This is a genomic window from Sphingomonas phyllosphaerae (assembly GCF_029623345.1).
Lineage (GTDB): Bacteria > Pseudomonadota > Alphaproteobacteria > Sphingomonadales > Sphingomonadaceae > Sphingomonas > Sphingomonas phyllosphaerae_C.
Map to the genome: position 1 here is coordinate 307,348 of NZ_JAPYKH010000001.1, position 16,106 is coordinate 323,453.

The window sequence follows — 16,106 nt, forward strand, 5'->3', positions numbered from 1 at the left end:
CCCGCGCGAAGGGCTTGCTAAATCACGGGACATGCCGTCCCTGCGTGATATGGTGCAGCGTCCATGATCACGATCGCGCCCGCCACCGCGGTGATCGTCGGCACCGTCGTGGCGCTGCTGCTGGTGGCCGGTGCGGTCCTGCTCGCGCTCGGCCTGCGCGCGCGCGCCTCCGCGGCGGGGGCGATCCGCGGGCGCGACGCTCTCGAGTCGTTGCTGGCGGTGGCGCCGATGCAGCCGGTCGTCGTTCACACCGATGGGCGCGTCGAGATGGCGCGCCGCGTTGCCGACTGGCTCGGCCTCTCGGGCGTGCCGTCCTATCTGCAGGAGCTCGAGGCGGCGGGGTGGGGCATGGACTCGTCCGACGCCGAGGCGATGGCACGCGAGCTGTCGGCGTGCCAGCGCTCGGCGCGCGGCTTCACGCGCAGCCTGCACGCGCGCGACGGCCAGCGCACGCTGACGGTGCAGGGCGAGCGACGCGGCAGCGCGGTGCTGCTGTGGTTCTACGATTCGACCGTCAGCGAGGGCGAGCGCCGCCGGCTGCGCGCCGAATATGCCGAGCTGTCCGACGCCTTCGATGCGCTCACCGGCCTGGTCGAGGCGGCGCCGCTGCCGATGTGGTATCGCGACAACGACCTGCACATCGCCATCGTCAACTCGGCCTATGTCAGCGCGGTCGAAGGCAACGATGCCGCCGAGGTCGTCGGGCGCGGGCTGGAGTTAGTCGACGGGTCGGGGCAGGGCGGCCCGAGCGCGGGTGCGGAGGTGGCGCTCGCCGAGGGCCGGCCGCAGCAGCGCGTCCTGCCCGCGACGATCGGCGGGGCTCGGCGGTCGCTGCGGATTCACGATGTGCCGCTCCCGGTCGGTGGCGTCGCCGGTTACGCGATCGACATCGAGGAGCTGGAGCAAAGCCACGCGCGCGAGCGCCGCTTCGCCGACGCGCAGCGCGCGATGCTGGATCGCCTCTCCGCCGGCGTGGCGCAGTTCGGGCGCGACCGCAGTTTGGTCTTCTGCAACCAGCCGTTCCGCCGCATGTTCGCGATGCGGCTGGAGTGGCTCGCCGATCGCCCCGAGTTCGACCGCGTGCTGGAGCGGATGCGCGAGGCCAATCGCGTGCCCGAGGTACGCGACTTCCCGGGCTGGAAGGCGGAGCGGCGCGGCTGGTTCGTCGACGCCGAGGGCGCGAACGAGGAGAATTGGCATTTGCCTGGCGGCACGCACCTCCGCGTCGTCGCGCAACCGCTGCCCGACGGCGGACTGCTGCTGATTTTCGAGGATCGTACCGAGCAGGTCCAGCTCGCCAGCGCACGCGACACGCTGCTGCGCGTCCGCACCGCCACCTTCGACAATCTGTTCGAGGCGCTGGGCGTGTTCGCCGCCGACGGGCGGTTGCAGCTGTGGAACAATCGCTTCCGGGCTTTGTGGGATCTCGACGAAGAGTTCCTCACCGGCCATCCCCGCGTCGACGTCATCGCCGAGAAGGTCGCCGTCAAGCTGTCCAATCCGCGCCGCGCGCGCTCGATCGCCGAACTGGTGCGCGTCGCCACCGTCGAGCGGCAGCAGCGCGCCGGCCATATCGCGTTGGCGGACGGGCGTAACTTCGAGTTCGCCGCGGTGCCGCTGCCCGACGGCAACGCGTTGTTCACGATGCTCGACGTCACTGACAGTCGCGCGATGGAGCAGGCGTTGCGTGATCGTAACGACGCGCTCGAGGCGGCCGATCGGGTCAAGACTGCGTTCGTCGCCAACATGAGCTACGAGCTTCGCACGCCGCTCACCTCGATCAGCGGTTTTGCGGAGATGCTGCACGGCGGCTATGCCGGCGCGCTGACCCCCGACGCGACCGCCTATCTCGACGCGATCCTCGACTCGGTCGATCGCCTCGGTCTGCTGATCGACGACGTGCTCGACCTCACGTCAACCGACACCGGCGCGCGCCCTTTGGAGCGCGGCGACGTCGACCTCGCCGCGGTCGCGCGCGCTGCGGCGGACGCGCTGCGCGCCGCTTCCAAGCGCCACCATGTCGAGCTGGTGATCGACGTCCAGCGCTCGGCGGGCCGGCTCACCGGTGACGCGCGGCGGATCCGCGAGGTGATCGAACATCTGCTGCGCCACGCCGTCGGCTCGGCGCACAGCGACGGGCGCGTGCTGCTCCACGTCGACGGCAACGCCAAAACCGCGCGGATTATCGTGTCCGACGACGGCGAGGGTCTGCCGAACGACGTCGCCGCGCGCGCCTTCGATCGCTTCGCGCAGAGCGGCGTCTCCGCCGGCAGCGAGCGCGCGCTCGGGCTGGGGCTGCCGCTCGCCAAGCAGTTTGTCGAGGCGCACGGCGGGACGATCACGCTGGTAAGTGAGTCGGGCGAGGGCACGCTGATCACAGTCGAACTGCCGCGGCGATGAGTCATGCGCACGGATCGCTGCGGCTGGCCGATGCCGCTGAGACGCTGGCGCTCGGCGCCCGGCTCGCGCCCTTGCTGCGCGCTGGTGACGTGGTGACGCTGTCGGGCGGGCTCGGCGCGGGCAAGACCAGTCTGGCCCGCGGCGTGCTGGCGACGCTCGGACTCGCTGAGGAGGCACCGAGCCCCACTTTCGCGATCGTCCAGCCTTACGCGCCGCCCGAGGTCTCGCTGCCACTGCTCCACGTCGACCTCTACCGGCTCGACCATCCGGCCGAGGTGGAGGAACTGGGCCTCGATGAGGCACGGCTCGACTCGGCGCTGCTGATCGAATGGCCCGAACGCGCCGGGACGGGGCGCTGGCCCGACGCGCTGGCGCTCACCCTCGCGGCCGAGCCGGACGGCGCGCGGCGCTTGACTTGGGCGGCGCCGCCCGCTTGGGCAGCGCGATGGCGACCCCGATGACACCGCCGGCGGACGCCGCGGCCTTTCTCGATACTCACGGCTGGCACCAGGCACGGATCGACCCGCTCGCGGGGGACGCTTCGTTCCGCCGCTACTTCCGCGTCGTCGCGGGCGAGCGGCGCGGCATCCTGATGGACGCGCCGCCGCCGCACGAGGACCCGCGCCCCTTCCTCGACGTCGCGCGCTGGCTCGCCGAGCGTGGCTTCGCGGCACCCGCGGTCCATGCGGTCGACCTCGAGCGCGGGCTCGTGCTGCTCGAGGACTTCGGCGACGAGCGCCTGCGCGAGACCGCCGACGCCGATCCCGATGCGGCGGTGCCGCTCTACGCCGCCGCGGTCGATCTGCTCGTAGCCCTGCGCCGTCATCCCGCCGCCGCGGTGCGCGCCTATGACCGCGCCGAGCTGCAACGCGAGGCGGGGCTGCTCACCGACTGGTATTGCCCCGCGATCGGCGTCTCGGTCGACGTCGACGGCTATCGCGCCGCCTGGGACGAGGTGCTCGGCCACGCCGAGGTGGCGGTGCCGGTCACTGTGCTGCGCGACTATCACGCCGAAAATCTGATGCTGGTCGGCGCCGAACGCTCGCTCGGCCTGCTCGACTTCCAGGACGCGCTGGCGGGGCATCCGGCCTATGATCTCGTCTCGCTGCTGCAGGATGCGCGGCGCGACGTCGATCCGTCGCTGGAGGAGCGGATGCTGGCGCGCTATCGTGCCGCCACGGGCGAGGGGGATGCGTTCCTGCGCGCCTATCACGTGCTCGGCGCGCAGCGGAACGCCAAGATCATCGGCATCTTCACCCGGCTGTGGCAGCGCGACGGCAAGCCGCGCTACCCGGCGCTGTGCCCGCGCGTCTGGGGCTATCTCGAGCGCGACCTCGGCCAGCCCGTGCTCGCCCCGGTGGCGCGCTGGTTCGCCGACAACGTGCCGCCCGAGCTGCGCGGCGACCCGATGCTGATCGCCGGCGCGCGCGCGTGACCCGCCCGCGCTACATCCGACCCGACCCCGGCGCGCGCGTGCCGCGCACCGCGATGGTGATGGCCGCGGGGATCGGCAAGCGCATGCGGCCGCTCACCGCAACGCGGCCCAAGCCGCTGGTCGAGGTGGCCGGGCGCGCGCTGCTCGACCACGTCTTCGATCGGCTGCGCGCGGCCGGGGTGCAGCGCGCGGTGGTCAACGTCCACTATCTCGCCGACGCGCTGGAGGCGCATCTGCGCCATCGCGTCCGCGGCATCGAGGTGATCGTGTCGGACGAGCGTGAGCGGCTGATGGAGACCGGCGGCGGGCTGGTGAAGGCGCGCGCGCTGCTCGGGGACGAGCCGTTCCTCGTCGTCAACAGCGACAATTTCTGGCTCGACGGACCGACCGACGCGATCCGCCAGCTCGCCGCGCGCTGGGACGGTGCGACGATGGACGCGCTGATGCTGATGGTGCCGTGCGCGCGCGCCCATAACCACGGCGGGCAGGGCGACTTCCATCTCGCGCCCGACGGCCGGGTGACCGGGCGGCGCAAGCCCGGGCGCGTCGCGCCGTTCGTCTATACCGGCGTGCAGATCATGGCGCCCGCGCTGATCCGCGACTGGCCGGAAGGGCCGTTCTCGACCAACCTCTTCTGGAACCGCGCGATCGAGGCCGGGCGCGCCTATGGCTTCGTTCATCAGGGCCTGTGGTCGGAGGTCAACGTGCCGGGCGCGATCGCGCGTACCGAGGCGCTGCTCGCCGATGTCTGACTCGCCCGGTCGCCAGCGCGGCCTGCGGCTTTACTCCATCCCGGCGCACCGTGCCTTCGCCGACGCGCTGGTCGCGGGGCTGCTGCGCCGCTATGCCGCCGATCGCATGGCGCTCGCGCGCGGCGTCGTGCTGGTGCCCAATAACCGCGCCGGCCTGGCGATCAGCGATGCGTTCGTGCGCGCCAGCGGCGGTGCACTGCTGCTGCCGCGGATCGTCGCGCTGGGGGGCGACGACCTGGAGGCGGCAGTGGGCGCCGCGCTCGATCCGGCCGACGCGGTGCCGCCGCTGCCGCCCGCGATCGACCCGCTCGAGCGTCGCATGATCCTCGCTCGACTGGTCAGCGAGGAGCGCGCCGCGAGCGGGCGGGCGGTCGACGCGGCCGAGGCGGTGCGGCTCGCGGGCGAGCTGGCGCGCACGCTCGACCAGCTGATCGTCGAGGAGGTCCAGCCTGAGACACTCGCCGCGATCGATCCCGGCGAAGGACTGTCGGACCATTGGGAGGTGTCGCTGCGACTGTTCCGGCTGCTGCTCGAACGCTGGCCGCAGGAGCGGGAGCGACTGGGCCGGGTCGATGCGGCGTGGCGGCGGGTGCAGCTGCTCGATCGCCAGGCGGCGCGGTGGCGTGCCGATCCGCCCGCGCGCTTCGTCTGCGCCGCCGGCATCACCGATCCAGCGCCCGCGGTGGCGCGGCTGCTGCGCGTGGTCGCTGATCTGCCCGAGGGATCGGTGGTGTTCGCCGATCTGGATCTGCACCTTCCCGAGGACGAGTGGGAGGCGCTCGGCCCGCACCGGCCTGACCCGGTCACGAGCTTGCGCCAACGCGCGATCGAGGTTCACCCGCAGTTCCACCTCAAGTTGCTGTTGGAGCGGATCGGTGCCGCGCGCGGTGAAGTCACACGCTGGGGCGCGGCGAGCGAGCAGGACGCGGGCGCCGCGCGCGGCCGTGCCATCGCCAACGCGCTCGCCCCCGCCGCCTTCACCGCCAAATGGACCCGGCTCGACGCCGCCGACCGCCGGCTGACCGGGGTCGAGGCCGTCGAACTTGCCACGCCGGCGGAGGAGGCGCAGGCGATCGCGCTCAAGCTGCGCGAGGCCGTGGAGGAGCCGGGCCGCACCGCGGCGCTCGTCACGCCGGACCGCGCGCTGGCGCGCCGCGTCGCCGCGCACTGCCGCCGCTGGAACATCCAGGTGGATGACAGCGCGGGACGGCCGCTGACGATCCTGCCGCCGGGCACGCTTCTCGCCGCGATCGTCGAGGCGGCGGCGCACGACTTCGTGCCGATGGCGCTGTTGACGCTACTTAAACACCCGCTGATCCGCGCGGGTGCCGAGCGCGGGGCGTGGCTCGACGGCGTGCGCCGGCTCGACCGCGCGCTGCGCGGGCCGCGGCCGGGACCGGGGCTCGACGGGATCGACCGCCATCTCGCCGGCGGCAATGAACGCGAGCGCGCGATCCGCTCGCGGGCCGCCGATTGGTGGCGAGACACGCGCGCCCTGCTCGATCCGATCGCGGGCGTGTTCGGCGACGGCGAGACAAGCTTGGCGGCGCTCGTCGCGGGGCTGCGCGAGGCGGCGCAGCGGCTGGCCGGCGACGAGGCGTGGCGCGGCCTCGCCGGGCGTGCCGCGGCCGACCTGCTCGCCGCGTTGGAGGAGCAGGCGCCGCGCGGTCCCGCGCTGGTGAATCCGGCCGGCTTCGCGACGATGCTGCGTCAGCTGATGGATGAGTCGGCGATCCGGCTGTTGCCGCGCGAGCGCCACCCGCGGCTGGCCATCTACGGGCTGATGGAGGCGCGCCTCCAGTCCGCCGACCTCATGATCCTGTCGGGCCTCAACGAGGGCGTGTGGCCCGGCTTGCCCGCGCCCGACCCGTGGCTCGCACCGCGCGTTCGCGCCGAGCTGGGCCTGCCCGGGCTGGAGCGCGGCATCGGCACGGCCGCGCATGACTTCGCGCAGGCACTCGGCGCCCCGCGCGTGCTGCTCACCCGCGCGCGGCGCGATCAGCGCTCGCCGGCGCTCGCTTCGCGCTTCTGGCTGCGGCTGGAAGCGATGACGGGCGAGCGTTTCCCGCGCGTGACCGCGCTCGCCGACTGGGCGCGCGCGCTCGACCACGGCGGCGTGCCGCGCCCGGCCGCGCGCCCCGCGCCGCTGCCGCCCGCGGCGCTGCGCCCGCGCGCGATCTCGGTGACCGAGGTCGATCGCCTCAAGGCCGATCCCTACGCCTTCTACGCGCGCCGGATCCTCAAGCTGCTGCCGCTCGACCCGGTTGACGCCGTCCCGAGCGCGGCGTGGCGCGGCACCGCGGTCCATGCCGTGCTCGAGGCCTGGGCGCGCGACGACCGCTGCGACCCGGCCGCGTTGCTGCCCCGCGCTCGGCTCCTGCTTCAAGATCCCGCCGCCCACCCGCTGCTGCGCGCGCTGTGGCAGCCGCGGCTGGTCGCCGCGTTCGAGTGGATCGCGGCGCGCACGCTGGCCGATCGGGCGGAGGGGCGCGAGGTGCTCGCCGTCGAGGGCCGTGGCCGGGTCGAGCTCTCCGGCATCGCGCTCGACGGCCGCTTCGACCGGATCGACCGCATGCCCGACGGTGGTCTCGGGATTGTCGACTACAAGACCGGCAAGGCGCCTTCGGTCGCGGCGGTGCGCGGCGGGTTCAACCTCCAGCTCGGGCTGCTCGGCGCCATTGCCGAGCAGGGCGGATTTGACGGCGTGCGCGGCGGCGCGACTGCCTTCGAATATTGGTCTCTCGCCAAGAAGGGCGAGGGCTTCGGCTCGGTCAGTTCGCCAGCTGACCCCGTCGGTAAGGGCGGCCGCATCCCGACCGGAGAGTTCGTCGCCGCCGCGCGCGAGAGTTTCGCTCAGGCGGCGGCGCGCTGGCTCACCGGCGAGGAGGCGTTCACCGCGAAGCTCCACCCTGAGTTCGCGCCCTATGCCGAGTATGACCAGCTGATGCGCCGCGACGAATGGTATGGCCGGGAGCAGGCGCGTGGCTGAGCGCGCGGTCGGGCCGTTGCCGATGCTGCGCGGCGAGCAGCTCCGCGCCAGCCGGCCCGAGTCGCATGTCTGGCTTTCGGCCTCGGCGGGAACGGGCAAGACCCAGGTGCTCGCCGCGCGTGTGTTCCGGCTGCTGCTGCGCGACGTCGAGCCCGGTGCGATCCTGTGCCTCACCTTTACCAAGGCGGGCGCGGCCGAGATGGCGGGGCGGATCAACCGGCAGCTCGCCGCCTGGGTGCGGATGGACGAGACCGGGCTCGCCAGCGACCTGCTCGCGCTCGGCGAGCGCACCACACCTGCGCTGATCACACGCGCGCGTACGCTCTTCGCCAAGGTACTCGACGCGCCCGGCGGCGGGCTGCGCATCCAGACGATCCACGGCTTCTGCCAGGGGCTGCTCGCCGCTTTCCCGATCGAGGCCGGGCTGGTGCCGGGCTTCCGCCCGCTCGAGCCGCGCGAGGAGGCGCTGCTGCGGCGCCAGGCCTTGTCGGACCTGCTCGTCGACGCCGAGCGGGCAGGCCGCGCCGCCCCGGTCGACACGATCGGCCAGCTCAGCCTGCGACTCGGCGAGCAGGGCGCGGAACAGTTCCTCGTCGCCTGCGCGCGTGCCGGTGCCGCGCTGGAGGCGCTGCCCAGCGGCATCGCACCCTTCGTCCGCGGCCAGCTCGGCGTGCCGCTCGGCGATCTCGACTCGCATGTCCATGACGCCTGTGGCGACGATCGCGTCGACCGCGCCGCGCTCGACCTGCTCGCCGCACTCAACCGCGGCTGGGGCACCAAGAGCGGCGTCGAGCGCGCCGAGGCGATCGGCGCCTGGCTCGCTGCCGCGCCGGCCGAGCGCGCCGCCACGCTCGACACGCTCCACCTCGTCTGGGCACGCAAGGACGGCGAGCCGCAGTCGTTCGGCAAGGGTCGCGCCCCCGCCGACCCCGATTACGCCGACCACGCGCTGCGCCTCCACGGCTGGTGCGGCGAGCTGCTGCTGCTGCGCAGCCGCGCCGCCTACGCCGACCTGCTCGGCGCCGCACTCGAGGTGGGGCGCGATTATGCGCGCGGCTATGCCGCCGCCAAGCGCCGCGCCGGCGCGGTCAATTTTGACGACCTGATCGCCGCCGCGGTCGCGCTGCTCCAGCAGGACGGCATCGGCGAGTGGATCCGCTACAAGCTTGACCAGCAGACCGAGCACGTTCTGGTCGACGAGGCGCAGGATACCAATGTCGCGCAATGGACGATCGTGCGCGCGCTGGTGGACGAATATTTTGTCGGGCGCGGCGTCTTCGCGCCCTCGGTGCGGACGCTGTTCACGGTGGGTGACCTGAAGCAGGCGATCTTCGGCTTCCAGGGCACTGATCCTTATACCTTTATGGCAGCTGAGCAGCACTTCGACCGAAAGGCGCGCCAAGTCGCCGGCACCGATGAGATGCCGGATGACGATCGCGGGCTACCGTTTGATCGGCTCTCCTTGACTGACTCGTTCCGGTCCACCGCGCCGGTGCTGGAGTTCGTCGACGCTATGATCGAGTCAGTTGGTCCGGAAGCACTCGGAGCGCTGGAGGCGATCCCGCCCCATGCCAGCCGCGTCGCCGGCCCCGGCGCGGTGATCTTGTGGCCCGCCGTCGCCGCAGGCACGAACGAGGCGGAGGAGGACGGCGAGGAGGGCTGGGCCGACGATGCCGTTCGCCGCAACGCCTCGAACATCGCGCGTCAGGTGCGGGACTGGCTGCGCCCGGTGGAGGACGGCGGGCTGCTGCTCGGCAGCAAGGGACGCGGACTCCGACCCGAGGACGTGATGATCCTGGTCAAGCGCCGCGGTGAGCTTGCCCAGCTGCTGGTCGCGCGGCTCTACGCCGAGGGCGTGCCCGTCGCGGGCGTCGACCGACTGCGGTTGTCCGCGCCGTTGGCGGTGCAGGATCTGCTCGCCGCGATCCGCTTCGTGCTCCAGCCCGAGGACGATCTCAGCCTCGCCAGCCTGCTCGTCTCGCCGTTGATCGGCTGGAGCCAGGACGAGCTGATGGCGCGCGCGGCGCCGCGCGAGGTCGGGCTGTGGCGGCATCTCCAGCGCACCTGCGGCGACGCGGTCGCGCCGGTCGCCGTGCTGCTCGCCAGCGCCGATTATGACACGCCTTACCGGTTCCTCGAGCAGCTGCTGTCCGGCCCGCTCGACGGCCGGCGCAAGCTGCTGGCGCGGCTGGGCGAGGAGGCGCGCGACCCGATCGAGGAGCTGCTCAACGCCGCACTCGACTTCGAGCTCGACTCGACCCCCTCGCTACAGCGCTTCCTCGACTGGTTCGAGCGCGACGAGGTCGAGATCGTGCGCGACGCCGCCGCGCCGCTGGACGCGGTGCGCGTGATGACCGCGCACGGCGCGAAGGGCTTGCAGGCGCCGCTGGTCATCCTCGCCGACGCCACCGCCGATCCGGACGCGACCCCGCGGTCGGTGCTTGCCTGGACGCCCGAGGACATGGAGCTCGCAGTCCCCGTGTTCCGCCCGCGCGCGGCCGAGCGTGCCGGCGCGATCGACGCCGCGCTCGCCGCGGCCGAGCAGCGCGAGCGGGAGGAGCATTGGCGGCTGTTCTACGTCGCCGCGACCCGCGCAGAAGAGCGGCTGGTGGTCGCCGGCTCGCTCAGCGCGAAATGGCAGGGCGTGCCGCCCGAGGCGAGCTGGTACGCCGCGGCGGCACGCACGCTCGACGCGCTCGGCGTTCCCTCGGCGGAGGAGGCGGGCCAGCGGACGTTCCTCGGCCGCGCGCCGGCTGCCGCCGTCATGGCCAAGCGCGCCGCTGCGGCGAGCGCGCCCGCCGCACCGCTGCCCGACTGGGTGCGCCGCGCCGCGCCCGAGGACGCCAAGCCGCCACGCCCGCTTTCGCCGTCGTCGATCGGTGACGATTCGGTCGCCGACCCGCCGCCCACACCCGCCACCAGCGCGGCGGCGGAGCGCGGGCGGCTGCTCCACGCGTTGTTCGAGCGGCTGCCCCCGCTCGCGCCCGAGCGTCGCGCTGGGGCCGCGGCCGCGTGGCTCACCCAGCGCGGCGTCGCCGAGCCGGCAGCGATGGTGACGGCGGTGCTCGCGGTGCTCGACGATCCCGCGCTCGCGCCCTTGTTCGGGCCTGAGTCGCTCGCGGAGGCGCCGATCAGCGCTACGCTGCCGTCGGGTCGGGTCATCTCGGGCACGGTCGACCGGCTGCTGCTCGGCGACGGCGTCGTGCGCGTGATCGACTATAAGTCGTCGCGCGCGGTGCCGGAGAGTGCCGCGGAGGTGCCCGACTATCACCTGCGCCAGATGGCGGCCTACGCCGCCGCGCTCGAGGTAATCGTGCCGGGGGCCCGTGTCGAGGCCGCGCTGCTCTATACCGCGGCGGCGCGACTGATCGTGTTGCCCGAGGATCTGCTCGCACCGGTCAAGCGGCGCTTGGCGGGGCCGGAGCAAAGCTTGGGGCTGGGCGGTTGAGCGCACACGGGTCGCGTCCTAGCTAAGGCGCAACGAAGGAGAAACACGATGGCCACCAAGACGATCACCGACGCCAGCTTCCAGAGCGACGTGCTCCAGGCGGACAAGCCGGTGCTGGTCGATTTCTGGGCTGAATGGTGCGGGCCGTGCAAGATGATCGGGCCGTCGCTGGAGGAGATCAGCGAGGAACTGGGCGAGCAGGTCACCATCGCCAAGCTCAATATCGACGACAACCCCGATGCGCCCGGCCGCTACGGTGTGCGGGGAATCCCGACGATGATCCTGTTCAAGGGCGGCGCGCCGGCCGCGACCAAGATCGGCGCCGAGCCCAAGGGGCGGATCAAGTCCTGGCTGGAGGGCGAGCTCGCCTGAGCGACTGATCGCCGGACCGGGTCAGCCCGGTCTCCCGGCTTCCGTTGCCCGCGCCTAGGGATAGGCGCGGGCTTCGGCGTTTCAGGGGGATGCATGTACGCGATCGTGTTCGACCTCGACGCGACCATCCTCGAGCGGCGCTATCCCAGCCCCTCTTTGCGCGACGCCTACCGCGAGGTGAGCGATATCCTGCGCCACCACGGCTTCGCGCAGCGCGACGGCGCCAGCCTCTACGTCAGCGAGGCGGCCAAAGCGGTGGACTGCGTGCTCGCGGTGCAGGACCTCAGCCGGCTGTGCGCCTGGTTCGCGCCATCGGTGCTCGACATCCGCATGCTGCGCATCGACGAGGAGAGCGACCTTTCGGCCGCCTTGCGATGAGAGCCCGGTTGGCTGGGCGAACATCGAGGCGACCGTCCCTCGCAAGGGGAGTGCGGGCTTTGGCTTACCTCCGGCAAGCCAAGATGGTCGTCGCGCTTCGCGCGCCACCCCCCTCGCAGGGGAGAATGAACGATCTTCCTCGGCGATCCGTGGGGATTAACTCAGCAGCCTTTGAGGGTCGTGCGCGAGCAGGTGGACCACGCTCTCGCTTGGCCGCGCCACCTTCCGGACCCCGCCGTCGCGTAGCGCCGCCTCGTTGATCGCCGCGTCGCCCAGTTCGACTCGCACGCGGCCGGCATGGACGCTCGCGCCGCGCACGTTGCCCTCGCCGCCGAGCGCCGCCAGCAGCGCCGGCGCCAGCGTCACCGTGGTGGTGGTGGCCGCCGGCTCCTCCACCGCCGCGACGGCAACGCCGCCGCCGGCCGCCAGCGCGTCGCGGATCTCGACCGCAACGCTGTCGGCGATCGGGCCGAGCACCACCTGGAGCGCGGACGGGGAGGGGCGGATCACGCCGCGCGCGCCGAGCGCCTTGAGCGCGGCCTCGTCCACCGCCGCCTGGTCGCGCACGCCGAGCCGCAGCCGCGTGGTGCAGGCGCCGACGTTGGTGAGGTTCGCGCCGCCGCCCAGCGCGCGCGCGAACGCCGCGCCGCGCTCCCCCACCGCGATCGGCGTCGCTGCCGCCGCGGGCGCGTCGTCGCGCCCCGGTGTCTTGAGGTTGAGCCTGGCGATGAAGAAGCGGAACAGCCCATAATAAAGTACCGCGTAGACGGCGCCGACGGGGAGCAGCAGCAGCGGCCGCGTCGCCTTGGAGAAGTTGAGCACATAGTCGAGCAGCCCGGCGGAAAAGCCGAACCCCAGCTTGACGCCCAGCGCCGCCATCAGCGACATCGACAACCCCGTGAGCACCGCGTGCACCGCGTACAGGACGGGCGCGAGGAACATGAAGCTGAACTCGATCGGCTCGGTCACGCCGGTCAGTGCGGAGGTCAGTGCCAGGCTGAACAGCATGCCACCCACTTCCTTGCGCCGGTCGCGCGGCGCGGCGTGGTACATCGCGAGGCAGGCGGCGGGCAGGCCGAACATCATGATCGGGAAGAAGCCCGCCATGAACGCTCCCGCGCTCGGGTCGCCCGCGAAGAAGCGCCGCAGATCGCCGTTGGCGCCGTGATAGTCGCCCATGACGAACCAGGCGATGTTGTTGATCAGATGGTGCAACCCGGTGACGAGCAGCAGCCGGTTGAGGAGCCCGAACAGGAACAGCCCGACGCTGCCCGCGCCGGTGATCGCGTAGCTCAGCTGGTCGATCCCGCGGCTGATCCCGGCGAAGCCGAGCCCGACCGCGACCGCCAGCACCAGTCCGGCGACACCGCTAACGATCGGCACGAACCGCCGCCCGCCGAAGAAGGCGAGGTACTCCGGCAGCTTCACGGTCGAGAAACGATTGTAGAAGCCACCCCCAACGAGGCCCGAGATGATCCCGATCGGCACGTCGAGCCGCGCGATCGCCTTGGCCTTCCATGCCGCGACCGCGAGATCGACGCTCGCGCCGGTCAGCCCGGCGGTGACCTCGGCCGGCACGGTCAGCAGTACCTTTGACGCCTCCGTAGCGACGAGGAAGCAAACCATGCCGGCAAGGCAGGCGGCACCGTTTCCGTCGCGCGCGAAGCCGGTGGAAACGCCGATCGCGAACAGCAGGCCGAGATGGTTGAAGATCGCGTCGCCGGCCGCGCTGACGAACGCGATGTTGAGCAGGTCGGGCTGGCCGAGCCGCAGCAGCAGGCCCGCGATCGGCAGCACCGCGATGGGCAGCATCAGCGCGCGGCCGAGCGGCTGGAGCGTTCCCAGGATCGACTTCATCGTGCGAACTCCCGTGCGAGCTGGCGGACTTCGGCGGCGCCGTCGCAGTCGAGCGCGGCGCGAGCGTGGTCGCGGACGCGGACCATGTCGAGGTCGCGCACCAGCGCCTTGATGTCGGCGACCGCGGCGGGCGCGACCGACAGCTCGGTAACGCCGAGCCCGACCAGGATCGGCACCGCCAGCGGGTCGGAGGCGAGGCCGCCGCACACGCCGGTCCAGCGCGCGTGACGCGCGCCGCCCGCAACGGTCTGCTCGATCAGGCGCAGCACCGCGGGGTGTAGCCCGTCGAGCGCGCCCGCGACTGCGGCGTTGCCGCGGTCCATCGCCAGCGCATATTGGGTAAGATCGTTGGTGCCGATCGACAGGAAATCGGCCTCGCGCGCGAGCTGCGTCGCGGTCACCGCGGCGGCAGGGGTCTCGACCATGATGCCGAGCTCGATACCGTCACCGCCCCCGACGCGATCGAGCGCGGCGCGCACTTGGCGTAGCTCGTCAAGCCCCACGACCATCGGTACCATGATGCGGCACTGGCCGATGGGGCGGACCGCGAGGATCGCGCGCAGCTGGTCGTCGAGGATGTCGGGGTGCGCCAGCCCGACGCGGATGCCCCGCAGCCCGAGCGCCGGATTCTCCTCCGCCCCGATCGGCAGATAGGGCGCGGGCTTGTCGCCGCCGATATCGAGCAGGCGGACGATCACCGGCTTGCCCGCGAGCGCGTCGGCGACCGCCTGATAGGCCGCTGTCTGCTCGGCGACGTTAGGGGCGGTGGCGCGGTCGAGGAACAACAGCTCGGTGCGTAACAGCCCGCAGCCCTCCGCACCGTTGGCGGCGGCGACGCGCGCGTCTTCGGCCGAGCCGCAGTTGGCGACCACTTCGATCCGCGTCCCGTCGGCGGTGCGGCATTCCTCGGCGGCGCGCGCGCGCGCGGCGGCGCGGCGCTGCGCGACGACGGCGAGGCGCGCTTCCGCTTCGGCGACAAGCTCGGGCGGCGGCGCGATGTGAAGCAGCCCCTCGCTCGCGTCGAGGACGACGCGAGCGCCGTCGGCGAGGTCGCGTACTGGGGCACCGAGCGCCACCAGCGCTGGCAAGCCGCGCGAGGCGGCGAGGATGGCGACGTGCGAGGTCGGACCGCCGTGCTCGATCGCCAGCCCCGCGACGCGGTCGAGGTCGAGCGCCATCAGCTGCGACGGGAGCAGGTCGTCGGCGAGCAGGATCGCGTCGTCGGGCAGCGTCGCCACCTCCTGCTCGACCCCCATCAGCCGCGCGATCAGCTGGCGCTCTAGGTCGCGCATGTCGTCGGCGCGCTCGGCGAGACGCGCATCGCCGCCGGCGCGCAGCGCCTCGGCCTGCGGACGGATCGCTTCCCGCCATGCCTGCGCCGCGCTCGCGCCGCGCGCGATCGCGCGGTGCGCGGCGTCGATCAGTGCCGGGTCGGCGAGCATGTCGGCATGTGCCTGGACGATCGCGCGCGCTGGGCCGGTCGCACCGGCCGAGCGCGCGGCGAGGTCATCGGCGAGCGCGGCGCGCGCGGACTCGAAGCATGCCTCCTCGGCGGCGATGCCGGCGCCGGTGGCGGGTACGTCGAGGTCACGCACCTGCCAGCGCGCGATGGCGCCGATGGCGAGACCGGGGGAGGCGGTGACTCCGGCGATGGCGCCCTGCGGCACCACGCGCGGCGTGGCGGGGGGAGGCGAGGCGGCCGGCGCACCCGCGTCGAGGTCGGTGGCGAGCAGCTCGGCGATGGCGGCGACCGCCGCCTCGGCGTCGGTGCCGCGCGCCTCGACCGTCAGCGCGTCGCGATGCGCGACGATCAGTGAGAGCAGGCCGACCGGGCTGCGCGCGTTCGCCGAGCGCTCACCCTTGGTAAGCGTGATATCCGCGGTGAAGGTCTTGGCCGCGGCCGCGATCTTGGCGGCGGGGCGGGCGTGGATGCCGTGCGACAGGGCAACCGTGACGGCGCGGCGGGCCGTGGGGCCGTCGCTCGCATCCTCGATCGCCGCGGCCTCACGCGCTACGAGTGTGAGCAGCGGCGCGCCGAGCGCCACGACGCCCGCCTCGGCACGCTCGGCGATGGCGAAGCGCTCGCCGTTGGTGACGATCACCGGCGTGATCGCGGCCTGCGCCTCGCGTACGATCAGGTCGAGGTCGAAGCGGATCAGCGGCTGACCGCGCGTCACGGCTGTGCCCGCCGCCACCAGCGGCTCGAACCCGCGTCCGTCGAGCGCGACCGTGTCGATGCCGAGGTGGATCAGCAGCTGCGCGCCCTCGGGCGTCTCCAGCGTGATGGCGTGGCCGCTCGGCTGCACTACCAGCACGCGCGCGTCGCACGGTGCCACCAGCACGTCCCCGGTCGGGTCGATCGCCAGCCCGTCCCCCAGCATCCGCTCCGCGAAGACCGCGTCGACGACCTCGTCGAGCGGGCTGACCCAGCCCTCCAATGGTGCGGTCAGCGAGATGGTGGCCATGGATGCTCCG

Annotated in this window: 10 protein-coding genes; 8 read left to right on the top strand and 2 right to left on the bottom strand. The window is 72.8% G+C overall.

Annotated features, from left to right (window positions below):
* Positions 1 to 63 precede the first annotated feature (63 nt).
* From QBJ89_RS01385 to QBJ89_RS01420, 8 genes are all read left to right on the top strand, one after another.
* Positions 64 to 2,400 carry a sensor histidine kinase gene (locus QBJ89_RS01385; RefSeq protein WP_277978742.1) on the top strand — a complete coding sequence of 779 codons (2,337 nt, stop codon included), beginning with the start codon at positions 64 to 66 and terminating at the stop codon, positions 2,398 to 2,400.
* Positions 2,397 to 2,861, top strand: a complete 465-nt coding sequence (gene tsaE, locus QBJ89_RS01390; RefSeq protein ID WP_277978743.1) for a tRNA (adenosine(37)-N6)-threonylcarbamoyltransferase complex ATPase subunit type 1 TsaE — start codon at positions 2,397 to 2,399, stop codon at positions 2,859 to 2,861. Before QBJ89_RS01385 ends, tsaE begins: the two co-directional genes overlap by 4 nt.
* Complete coding sequence (locus QBJ89_RS01395; protein WP_277978744.1) at positions 2,858 to 3,835, top strand: aminoglycoside phosphotransferase family protein; 978 nt, start codon at positions 2,858 to 2,860, stop codon at positions 3,833 to 3,835. Before tsaE ends, QBJ89_RS01395 begins: the two co-directional genes overlap by 4 nt.
* Complete coding sequence (locus tag QBJ89_RS01400; protein ID WP_277978745.1) at positions 3,832 to 4,587, top strand: nucleotidyltransferase family protein; 756 nt, start codon at positions 3,832 to 3,834, stop codon at positions 4,585 to 4,587. The genes QBJ89_RS01395 and QBJ89_RS01400 overlap by 4 nt, the downstream gene beginning before the upstream one ends.
* Positions 4,580 to 7,576, top strand: coding sequence for a double-strand break repair protein AddB (addB, locus tag QBJ89_RS01405; protein WP_277978746.1), 2,997 nt, complete (start codon positions 4,580 to 4,582; stop codon positions 7,574 to 7,576). The genes QBJ89_RS01400 and addB overlap by 8 nt, the downstream gene beginning before the upstream one ends.
* Entirely contained in the window at positions 7,551 to 11,024 is a 3,474-nt protein-coding gene (gene addA / locus QBJ89_RS01410; RefSeq protein WP_431522491.1) for a double-strand break repair helicase AddA, read from the top strand. Before addB ends, addA begins: the two co-directional genes overlap by 26 nt.
* A gap of 48 nt (positions 11,025 to 11,072) precedes the next feature.
* Positions 11,073 to 11,396, top strand: coding sequence for a thioredoxin TrxA (trxA, locus tag QBJ89_RS01415; RefSeq protein WP_132910589.1), 324 nt, complete (start codon positions 11,073 to 11,075; stop codon positions 11,394 to 11,396).
* Between the two features lie 93 nt (positions 11,397 to 11,489).
* Positions 11,490 to 11,774: a virulence factor gene (locus tag QBJ89_RS01420; RefSeq protein ID WP_277978747.1), complete on the top strand. Its 285-nt coding sequence runs from the start codon at positions 11,490 to 11,492 to the stop codon at positions 11,772 to 11,774.
* Positions 11,775 to 11,930: 156 nt separating this feature from the next.
* Here the strand turns inward: QBJ89_RS01420 and nagE are convergent, their stop codons facing one another.
* Entirely contained in the window at positions 11,931 to 13,631 is a 1,701-nt protein-coding gene (nagE, locus tag QBJ89_RS01425) for an N-acetylglucosamine-specific PTS transporter subunit IIBC (protein ID WP_277978748.1), read from the bottom strand.
* On the bottom strand, positions 13,628 to 16,096 hold the full coding sequence (ptsP, locus tag QBJ89_RS01430; protein ID WP_277978749.1) for a phosphoenolpyruvate--protein phosphotransferase: 2,469 nt from the start codon (positions 16,094 to 16,096) through the stop codon (positions 13,628 to 13,630). Before ptsP ends, nagE begins: the two co-directional genes overlap by 4 nt.
* Positions 16,097 to 16,106: the final 10 nt, after the last annotated feature.

Excerpts from the sequence above, each read along its gene's own strand:
- QBJ89_RS01385 (WP_277978742.1), top strand. The coding sequence starts at position 64 with ATGATCACGATCGCGCCCGCCACCGCGGTGATCGTCGGCACCGTCGTG.
- tsaE (WP_277978743.1), top strand. The coding sequence starts at position 2,397 with ATGAGTCATGCGCACGGATCGCTGCGGCTGGCCGATGCCGCTGAGACG.
- QBJ89_RS01395 (WP_277978744.1), top strand. The coding sequence starts at position 2,858 with ATGACACCGCCGGCGGACGCCGCGGCCTTTCTCGATACTCACGGCTGG.
- addB (WP_277978746.1), top strand. The coding sequence starts at position 4,580 with ATGTCTGACTCGCCCGGTCGCCAGCGCGGCCTGCGGCTTTACTCCATC.
- addA (WP_431522491.1), top strand. The coding sequence starts at position 7,551 with ATGGCCGGGAGCAGGCGCGTGGCTGAGCGCGCGGTCGGGCCGTTGCCG.
- trxA (WP_132910589.1), top strand. The coding sequence starts at position 11,073 with ATGGCCACCAAGACGATCACCGACGCCAGCTTCCAGAGCGACGTGCTC.
- QBJ89_RS01420 (WP_277978747.1), top strand. The coding sequence starts at position 11,490 with ATGTACGCGATCGTGTTCGACCTCGACGCGACCATCCTCGAGCGGCGC.
- nagE (WP_277978748.1), bottom strand. The coding sequence starts at position 13,631 with ATGAAGTCGATCCTGGGAACGCTCCAGCCGCTCGGCCGCGCGCTGATG.
- ptsP (WP_277978749.1), bottom strand. The coding sequence starts at position 16,096 with ATGGCCACCATCTCGCTGACCGCACCATTGGAGGGCTGGGTCAGCCCG.